This window comes from Pseudonocardia pini, from assembly GCF_013870575.1.
GTDB lineage: Bacteria > Actinomycetota > Actinomycetes > Mycobacteriales > Pseudonocardiaceae > Pseudonocardia > Pseudonocardia pini.
This window is the reverse complement of record NZ_JACBXB010000177.1, coordinates 1-8,504: the sequence shown is the minus strand read 5'-3', so window position 1 is coordinate 8,504 and position 8,504 is coordinate 1. Positions and strand designations below refer to the sequence as shown.

Genomic DNA, 8,504 nt, shown 5'->3' with positions numbered 1-8,504 from the left:
CTCGCGCTGGTCGCGGAGCAGCCGCGACACGGCTACGAGATCATCCAGGAGATCGCCGAGCGCTCGGGCGGGCGGTGGAAGCCCAGCCCCGGCTCGGTGTACCCCACCCTCAGCCAGCTCGAGGACGAGGGCCTGGTCCGGGTCGAGCAGACGGACGGCCGCCGCGTCGTCCACCTGACCGAGGCGGGCACGACGTACGTCGAGGAGCACCGCGAGGAGCTCGACAAGGTCTGGACCGCGTTCGACGAGGACGAGGACGCGGGCCCCGAGACCGCGCTGTGGGAGCAGCTGGCCCAGCTGCACGCCGCGGCGCAGCAGGTGATGGCCGCCGGCACGCCGGAGCAGATCACCCAGGCCACGGAGTCCCTCACCGAGGCCCGCAAGACGATCTACCGCCTGCTCGCCGAGTAGGCAGGCTCGAACCCTCGTGAGTGGCGATGGTCGCCATAGCGACCATCGCCACGCACAGCGGGGTCAGCAGTCGCGCAGCTCCGGGGACTGGTTGAGGATCTGGCCGCGTGGGGAGATGAACTCGCGGTAGATCTCCGAGTCGACCGTCGCCGGGCTGAACGCCGCGACCCGGTGGCAGTTCTGGAAGGCCAGCACCACGCCGAAGTGCCGCTCCAGCGCGCCGCGGATCGAGGTGCTGGCCAGCGCCCGCAGCAGCTGACCCCGCTCCTGCTCGCTCGGCGGGGGCACCTCGTGCTCGCCGAAGGGCTTGTCCGGGCCCTGGTCGGCGGCCGCGGCGGACACGACCTCCCAGGCGTAGGGCAGGGAGTCGCGGACGACGGCGAGGAACTGGGCGTCGTCGAGCTCGCGGCGCTCGGCGGCCTCGAGGACGGCGGTGGGGACGTCGAGGGACATACGGGTTCCTTTCTCAGGCGGGGACGAAGGTCGGGTGCACCTGGGCGGCGAGGTCGACGCCGGTCGCCCTGTCCCCCCAGGACCGCGCGTTGCGCAGGTGGAACTCGACCGTGCCGCGGTGGTACGCGGCCCAGTCGCGGGTGCGGCCGTCGAGGTCGGCGAGGATCCGGGAGAGCACCGTGCGGTTGGCGGGCTCGAGCGACTCGATCGGCTGGACCGCGCCGCGTTCGGCGGCCCGGACCCAGGCGGACTGGCCGAGGCCGCCGATCAGCGCGTCTCCCACCTGCTCGCGCAGCCAGGCGGCGTCGGAGTCGTCGGAGACCTTGTTGCCCAGCACCCGCAGCGCGACGCCGTGCTCCGCGGCGTAGTCCGCGTACTGCCGGTACACGCCCACTCCGCGTCGGGTCGGCTCGCAGACCAGCACCGTGAGGTCGAAGCGGGTGAACAGGCCGGACGCGAAGGCGTCGGCGCCCGCGGTCATGTCGACGGCCACGTACTCCCCCGGGCCGTCGAGCAGGTGGTTGAGGTAGAGCTCCACCGCGCCGGTCTTGGAGTGGTAGCAGGAGACCCCGATGTCGGCCTCGTCGAACGCGCCGGTCACGAGGTAGCGCACCCCGCCCTCGACGGCCGAGTACCGCTGCAGCAGCTCCCCCGCCGGGTCGAGGGTCAGCAGCCGCGACCCCGGGCCGGGCGGCGTCGTCTTGATCATGGTGTCGGCCGACGGGAGCAGCGGGTTGTCCCCGCGCACGTGGTCCTTGAGCCAGGTCAGGTCCCCGCCGAGGGCCCGCGGCGGGGCCCCGTCCGGGTCGGCGCCCAGCGCGACGCCGAGATGCTGGTTGATGTCGGCGTCGACGGCCAGCACCGGCCGACCGAGCCCCGCGACGTACCTGCTGAACAGGGCCGCCGTCGTCGTCTTGCCGCTGCCACCCTTGCCGACGAACGCGATCCGCACCGCACCGCCCCTTCCCGTGTTGGAGACGGTAACGGTAACGATGTTCACCAACGGGTGATCAACCCGGGGTGCCCGGACGCACGAACGGCACTCTCGCGCGGACCTGCCACACGAGAGTGCCGCCGGTGGGCGGAGGCTCAGGCGGTCGTCTTGCCCGCGATCGCCGGCACCGCGTTGTCGATCGCGTACTTCGTGCCCAGGGTCGAGCCCGAGGAGAAGGCCGAGATCAGGGTGGCGTCCTCCATGATCAACAGGTGCCCGGCCTGGGCCGCCGGGATCTGGTTCAGCACCGGGTCCGCCTTCAGCGGCGCGGCGTCGCCGCCGATCGGGAAGATGATCGTGAGGTCCGCGGAGAGCTGCTCGATGTTCTCCCGGGCCAGCGACACGTAGAAGCTGCCGCCCGCCGCCTGCGCCTGGATCGTCGGGGAGTTGACGAAGCCGAGGGACTTCATGAAGTCCACCCGCGAGTCGCCGTCGACGTAGGCGCCGTAGGAGTCGCTGAAGAACGCGCCGACACCCACGGTCTTGCCCGCGAAGCCCGGGTTGGCGGACTCGGCGGCCGCGAACGCGGCGTCGACGTCCGCGATCGCCTTGTCGCCCTCGGCCTTCTTGCCCAGCGCGGTCGACACCTGCTCCATCTGCTGCTGCCAGGTCGTGCCGTACTGCACGGTCACCCCGGGCGGGGCGGAGACGGTCGGCGCGATCTTGCTCAGCTCGTCGAACTTCTCCTTCGTGTTGTCCGAGCGGGTGTTGAGGATCAGGTCCGGGTTGAGCGAGGAGATCTGCTCGTAGTTCAGCTCGAGCGTCGGCAGGATCGTCGGCGAGGAGGTGTAGAGGTCGGCGGCCCACGGGCCGACGCCCTTGCCGCCGAACGCCAGCCAGTCGCTGACGGCGACGGGCTGCACGCCCAAGGCCAGCGCGGCCTCGGCGTCGGACCAGCCGAGCGCGACGACGCGCTGCGGGTTCGCGGGCACCGTGACCGGCCCGAACAGGGTCTCGACGGTGGCCGCGGCGGCCTCGCCACCGCTCGGGGACGACGAGTCCTGGACCTGCCCACAGGCGGCGAGGGTGAGGCCGACGGCGGCCGCGACGGTCGCCGTCAGCAGGCGGCTCAGTCGTCCATGGGGTCTTCTCACGACGTGCTCTCCGACTCTCTCGCGGGATGGGTGTGGTGCCGCCCGATCGGCACGATCATGGGGGTGTCCGACACCGGGTCGATCAGGACGTCGCAGCGCATCCCGAACACCGCCGAGATGATCTCGGCGGTGACGATCTCCTTCGGGGTGCCCTCGGCGACGATGTCGCCCGCCTTCATGCAGACCAGGTGGTCGGCGTAGCGGCAGGCGAGGTTGAGGTCGTGCAGCACGATCGCGATCGTGGTGCCCGACCGTCGGTTCAGGTCCGTGAGCAGGTCCAGCAGCTCGACCTGGTTGGCCAGGTCGAGGAACGTGGTCGGCTCGTCGAGCAGCAGCAGGTCCGTGCGCTGCGCCAGCGCCATGGCGATCCAGACGCGCTGGCGCTGGCCGCCGGACAGGCTGCCCACGGGGCGCTGGGCCAGCTCCGCGGTGTTCGTGACGGTGAGCGCCTGGGCGACGGCCTCGTCGTCCTCAGCGTTCCACTTCCGGAACCAGCCCTGGTGCGGGTAGCGGCCGCGGCTGACCAGGTCGGTCACCGTGATGCCGTCCGGCGCGACGGGGTGCTGCGGCAGGATGCCGAGCACCTGCGCGACCTCGCGGTTCGAGATGGTGGTGATGTCCTTGCCGTCGAGCAGGACCCGGCCGCCGCTGGGATCGAGCAGCCGGGCGAGGCCGCGCAGCGTGGTCGACTTGCCGCAGCCGTTGGGTCCGATGATCATCGTGACCTTGCCCGGCGGCAGCTCCAGGTCGATGCCGTGGACGATCTCCGTCTTGTCGTAGGACAGCCGGAGCCCCTCGGCGGCGAGGGTGTGCCGGGTGGACGTGTGGCCGTCCGACGAGTCCGTCGCGGCGAGCGCGGTGATGGCCTTCGAGACAGCGGTCATGTCTTCCTCGTTCGTCATCCGCCCTGACCGCCCGAGTTCGTGCGGGCGAGCTGCCAGAGCAGGTAGGGCGCCCCGATGGCGCCGGTGAGCACGCCGACCGGCAGGTTCGGCAGGAACGGCGCGTGCTGGGCCGCGAAGTCCGCGACCAGCACGATCAGTGCCCCCACCAGGGCCGACGGCAGCAGCGCCGGACTGCCGTCCTTCGCCAGCCCGCGGCCGATCGGCCCGGCCAGCAGAGCGACGAAGGCGATCGGCCCGGTGGCCGCGGTGGCCACGCCCGCGAGCGCGACGGCCGCGACGATCAGGCCCAGCCGCACCCGGCCGACCGGGACGCCGAGGCCGCGGGCGGTGTCGTCGCCCAGCCCCAGCATTCCGAGCACCCGGCCGAGCACCATCGTGATCGGCACCAGCACGACCAGCGCGACGAGCAGCGGGACGACCTGGTTCCAGTTGCGCCCGGACAGGCTGCCGGAGATCCAGAGCAGCGCGTCCTGGGCGTTGGTGACCTGGGCACTGGTCATGAAGTAGCTGATCACCGACAGCAGCAGCGCGTTGAGCCCGATGCCCACCAGGATCAGCCGGTAGCCGGAGACCCCGTTCCGCCAGGCGATCGCGTACATCGCCAGCGCGGTGAGCAGCGCGCCGCCGAGCGCGAACCCGGAGATCGCGAGCCCGGAGAGCCCGAGCCCGACGATGCCCAGCACCGCCGCCGCGCTGGCGCCGGTGCTGATGCCGATGACGTCCGGGCTGGCCAGCGGGTTGTGCAGCAGGTTCTGGAACACCGCGCCGGACAGCCCGAACGCGATGCCCACCAGCACCCCCGCCAGCGCGCGGGGCAGCCGCAGCTCGAGGATGACGTAGTTCGTGTTCCGGCTGCCCTGCCCGGCGAGGGTCGACAGCACGTCCGGCAGCGAGATCACCGCCGCGCCCACGACCAGCGACAGGGCGAACACCACGACCACGGCGATCGCGAGCCCACCCGCGACCGAGATCCGGCGGACCCGGCCCCGCGCGCGGGTCCGGGCGATCGCCCCGAGATCGAACGTCGCCGCCGTCACAGCTGGGCCACCTTCCGGCCGCGGACCAGGGCGATGAAGATCGGCGCCCCGATCGCCGCCGTCAGGATGCCGACCTGGACCTCGCCGGGACGGGCGATGACCCGGCCGATCACGTCCGCGCCCACCACCAGGATCGGGGCCAGCACGAACGAGTACGGCAGCAGCCAGCGGTTGTCCGGGCCGGTGATCATGCGGGCGACCTGCGGCACCGCCAGCCCCACGAACGCGATGGGCCCGACCGCCGCGGTGGCCGCGCCGCAGAGCAGCACGACCGCCACACCGGAGATGACCCGGGCCCGGGTAACGTTCTGCCCCAACGCCTTCGCGAGGTCCTCGCCGAGGGTCAGCGTGTTGAGCAGGCCGCCGGAGAACAACGCGATCACGATGCCGACCGCGATGAACGGCAACACCGACACCACGACGTCCCAGTTGCGGCCCGCGAGCGAGCCGACCTGCCAGAAGCGGAACTGTTCGAAGGCGTCCGTGCTGGTCAGCAGCACCCCGGTGGTCAGCGAGACGAACGCGGCGTTGGCCGCGGCCCCCGCCAACGCGAGCTTGATCGGGGTGGCGCCCTCGCGGCCGAACGCCGAGACGCCGTAGACCACCACCGAGGCGAGGGCCGCGCCGACGAAGCCGAACCAGACGTAACCGGTCAGCGCGGTGAGGCCGAAGAAGTTGATCCCCACCACGATGAACAGGGCTGCGCCCGCGTTCACGCCGAGGATGCCGGGATCGGCCAGCGGGTTGCGCGCGATCGCCTGCATGATCGTGCCCGCCAGGCCGAGCGCGGCGCCGGCGAGCAGCCCGATGACGGTGCGCGGCATGCGCTCCACCCGGACGAACAGGTGGTCGTTGTTGCTGGGGTCGAAGCCGAGGAACGCGTCGAGCACGGTGCCGACGGGGATGGGCTTGGCACCCACCATCACGCTCGCGACGGTCACGACGACGAGGGCCGCGACGGCGAGCACGAGCCCGAGGACCTTGCCGGGGACCGGGACCCGCCTGCGGACCGCGGTCGTCGACGAGGACGGCTCGGCGACGGCGGTCATGTGGTCGCCCGCGGCGGGGCGGGATGCAGTAGCGCGCTCATCGTCTCCCGTTCCGAACTGAGGCGCGCCTAACTTAGGTGATGGTAGGAGAAGCGGCAATCATCGAGACGAAGCCGAGATCGAGGTCAGGTGATCCCGGTGGGGTCCATCGCCCGCCAGCCCGCGACGACCGCCGGATCCTGCAGGTCCAGGAAGGCGTCGACCTGCGAGTACGTGGCGCAGACCGTCTCGGGCCGCAGGCAGACCTCGCCCATGAACTCCTCGACGGCCTGCGAGAAGCCCCCGCCGGACCAGGTGTTGAAGTGGTTGCCGACCACCAGCGGGGCCCGGTTCCCGGCCAGCGCCGACTCGTAGGCGGCGCGGTAGGCGCCCAGAGTGACCTGCGCGAACTCCGCCGCGCGGGCGGGCTGGTCGCGGGCGCCGTTGAGCACGTACCAGAGGTTGTAGTCCATCAGCACGACCTTGCGGCCCAGCGCCGGGACGGTGACGGTCGGCATGCCGTACTCGCGGATGGTCCCCGCCGGGGTGACCACGTCCGTGGGCCAGGTGATCCCGCGGGTGACCTGGCTGGTGTCGTACCGCAGCCCGGCGGCGGCCATCGCCGGGAAGGCCTGGGCCCAGTCGCCCTCCAGGCACGGTGTGCGCCCGCCGCGGACGTCCGCCTGCTCCAGCCGCAGGCCCAGGTTCGCGCGGGCGGACTCGACGAACCCGCGGAAGCTCCCCAGCTCGTCCGCCCACATGGCCTGCGACCAGTCCCGCCCGCTCGGGGCGGCGCCCGCGCAGAAGTGCCCGTTGTAGTGCGTGCCGATCTCGTGTCCGAGGTCGCGAGCCAGGTTCAGGTCCGCGACCAGCCGCGCGACGTCCTCGGGGGTGCCGCCGAACCCGATCGACGACTGCCCGGGCCGGTGGCCGGGGCCGGTGTAGCGCGCGGCCTCGGCGTCGGTGAGCAGGTAGGTGCCGGAGAGGAAGCCCGTGATCCTGGCCTCGGAGCGGGCGGCGGCCTCGCGGAAGCGCTGCCAGTGCTCGTGCGAGCCCGCGCCGTCGAAGGAGAACAGCACGAACTGCGGCGGCCGCTCCCCCGGCGCGAGCCGCCGCAGGTAGGGCTCGATCCGGCCGTCGGCGCGCTCGGCCGCGCTGTCGACGGCGTCGGAGCCCGCCTCGATGCGGTCCGTCGCCTGCGCGGGTGTGGGCGAACGGTCGTCCCACACCACGAGGAGTGCGAGGATCGCCACGACGACCGCGAAGAACGTCGTGACCCGCCCCGATCCGCCCACGGGTTCGGACGGTAGGTCGACCGGCCGGGCGACCCCCGTCCGCGCGACGGCGTGTCGGCCGGGGTGCACCGCAATGGAGCAGCGCCACCCGGATGTGGGGATGCTGTGCAGGGGCTCGGGCGTTGCACGTCAGGATGGACGCCGAAGGGCTGTGACGTCGTAGGACAGACGAGGAGGTACGTCAGGTGCTGGATCCCGCGGAGCTGTACCGCGTCGAGGAGGGCGTGACCGCCGACCCCGACGGGGCGGTGCTGCTGGTGGTGCTCGACGGGTTCGTCGACGCCGGCAACGCCGGTCGGCTCGCGGTGGAGGCGCTGCGTGAGGGGCAGGAACCCCGCACGCTCGTGACCTTCGACGTCGACCAGCTCGTCGACTACCGGTCCCGGCGGCCACCGCTGACCTTCGACACCGATCGCTGGTCGGCCTACGACGCTCCGGAGCTCGACGTCGTCGCGCTCAACGACTCCGCCGACGCCGAGTTCCTGCTGCTGGCGGGCCCGGAGCCGGACACCCAGTGGGAGCGGTTCGTCGCGGCGCTGGACCAGCTCGTCGAGCGGCTGAACGTGCGACTGGTCGTCACGCTGCAGGGCATCCCGATGGCGGTGCCGCACACGCGGCCGATCGGGGTCACCGCACACGCCTCGCGCAAGGAGCTGATCGAGGGCCACACGCCCTGGTTCGCCGAGGCGCAGGTCCCGGGCAGCGCCGCGGCGCTGCTGGAGTACCGGCTGGGCGAGGCGGGCCGAGACGTGCTGGGCTTCGCCGTGCACGTGCCGCACTACCTGGCGCGCGCCGAGTACCCGCAGGCCGCGCGGTCGCTGCTGGACCACACGGCCGTCGCGACCGGGCTGTACCTGCCCACCGAGGAGCTGACCAAGGCGGGCGAGCGCACCGACGCGGAGATCGCCGAGCAGGTCGAGGGCTCCGCCGAGGTCGCCGAGGTCGTGCGCGCGCTGGAGAAGCAGTACGACTCGGTCGCCGCGGGTCGCGCCGCGGGTGGGCTCGGCTCCGAGGACCTGCCCAGCGCGGACGAGCTGGCCGCCGAGGTCGAGCGCTTCCTCGCCGACCAGGGCGACGACGGCAAGGAGGCCGGGGGCTTCGGCGAAGACCGGTAGGCGCTGCTCAGCAGGGTCACAGCCGCCCCACAGGATCCGCGCGGATCATCGGTCCCAGGGCGCGGACGGATCGGTACCCCCTCCCCGGTCCGCCCGCGCCCGCGACCCCGGGAGGTGCCCGTGTCCACCGATCAGCTCACCCGCCCCGTCGAGCGGACCCTCCCGTTCGGGG

9 protein-coding genes are annotated in these 8,504 nt (G+C 72.5%); 2 read left to right on the top strand and 7 right to left on the bottom strand.

Annotated features, from left to right (window positions below; genetic code table 11):
• On the top strand, positions 1-411 hold a 411-nt coding region (locus H5J29_RS12785; RefSeq protein ID WP_181781158.1), incomplete at its 5' end, for a PadR family transcriptional regulator.
• Positions 412-474: 63 nt separating this feature from the next.
• On the opposite strand, the gene H5J29_RS12780 is transcribed toward H5J29_RS12785, so the two are convergent.
• The 7 genes from H5J29_RS12780 to H5J29_RS12750 all read right to left on the bottom strand — a co-directional run bounded on the left by H5J29_RS12780 (position 475) and on the right by H5J29_RS12750 (position 7,217).
• Positions 475-864, bottom strand: a complete 390-nt coding sequence (locus H5J29_RS12780) for an SCO5389 family protein (protein ID WP_181781157.1) — start codon at positions 862-864, stop codon at positions 475-477.
• A 13-nt stretch (positions 865-877) separates the two neighbouring features.
• Positions 878-1,816: an ATP-binding protein gene (locus H5J29_RS12775; RefSeq protein WP_181781156.1), complete on the bottom strand. Its 939-nt coding sequence runs from the start codon at positions 1,814-1,816 to the stop codon at positions 878-880.
• Positions 1,817-1,953: 137 nt separating this feature from the next.
• Positions 1,954-2,952 carry an ABC transporter substrate-binding protein gene (locus tag H5J29_RS12770; protein ID WP_312858184.1) on the bottom strand — a complete coding sequence of 333 codons (999 nt, stop codon included), beginning with the start codon at positions 2,950-2,952 and terminating at the stop codon, positions 1,954-1,956.
• Entirely contained in the window at positions 2,949-3,836 is an 888-nt protein-coding gene (locus H5J29_RS12765; RefSeq protein ID WP_181781155.1) for an ABC transporter ATP-binding protein, read from the bottom strand. The genes H5J29_RS12770 and H5J29_RS12765 overlap by 4 nt, the downstream gene beginning before the upstream one ends.
• 14 nt (positions 3,837-3,850) lie before the next feature.
• The gene (locus H5J29_RS12760; protein WP_181781154.1) at positions 3,851-4,894 is read right to left on the bottom strand and encodes a FecCD family ABC transporter permease; all 1,044 of its coding nucleotides are present in this window, start codon (positions 4,892-4,894) and stop codon (positions 3,851-3,853) included.
• Positions 4,891-5,943, bottom strand: coding sequence for a FecCD family ABC transporter permease (locus H5J29_RS12755; RefSeq protein ID WP_181781153.1), 1,053 nt, complete (start codon positions 5,941-5,943; stop codon positions 4,891-4,893). The genes H5J29_RS12760 and H5J29_RS12755 overlap by 4 nt, the downstream gene beginning before the upstream one ends.
• A gap of 125 nt (positions 5,944-6,068) precedes the next feature.
• Positions 6,069-7,217 (bottom strand): polysaccharide deacetylase family protein, encoded by a 1,149-nt coding sequence (locus tag H5J29_RS12750; RefSeq protein WP_181781152.1) that lies wholly within the window; start codon positions 7,215-7,217, stop codon positions 6,069-6,071.
• Positions 7,218-7,402: 185 nt separating this feature from the next.
• Between H5J29_RS12750 and H5J29_RS12745 the strand changes: the two genes are divergently transcribed.
• Complete coding sequence (locus H5J29_RS12745) at positions 7,403-8,332, top strand: proteasome assembly chaperone family protein (RefSeq protein WP_181781151.1); 930 nt, start codon at positions 7,403-7,405, stop codon at positions 8,330-8,332.
• Positions 8,333-8,504 lie beyond the last annotated feature (172 nt).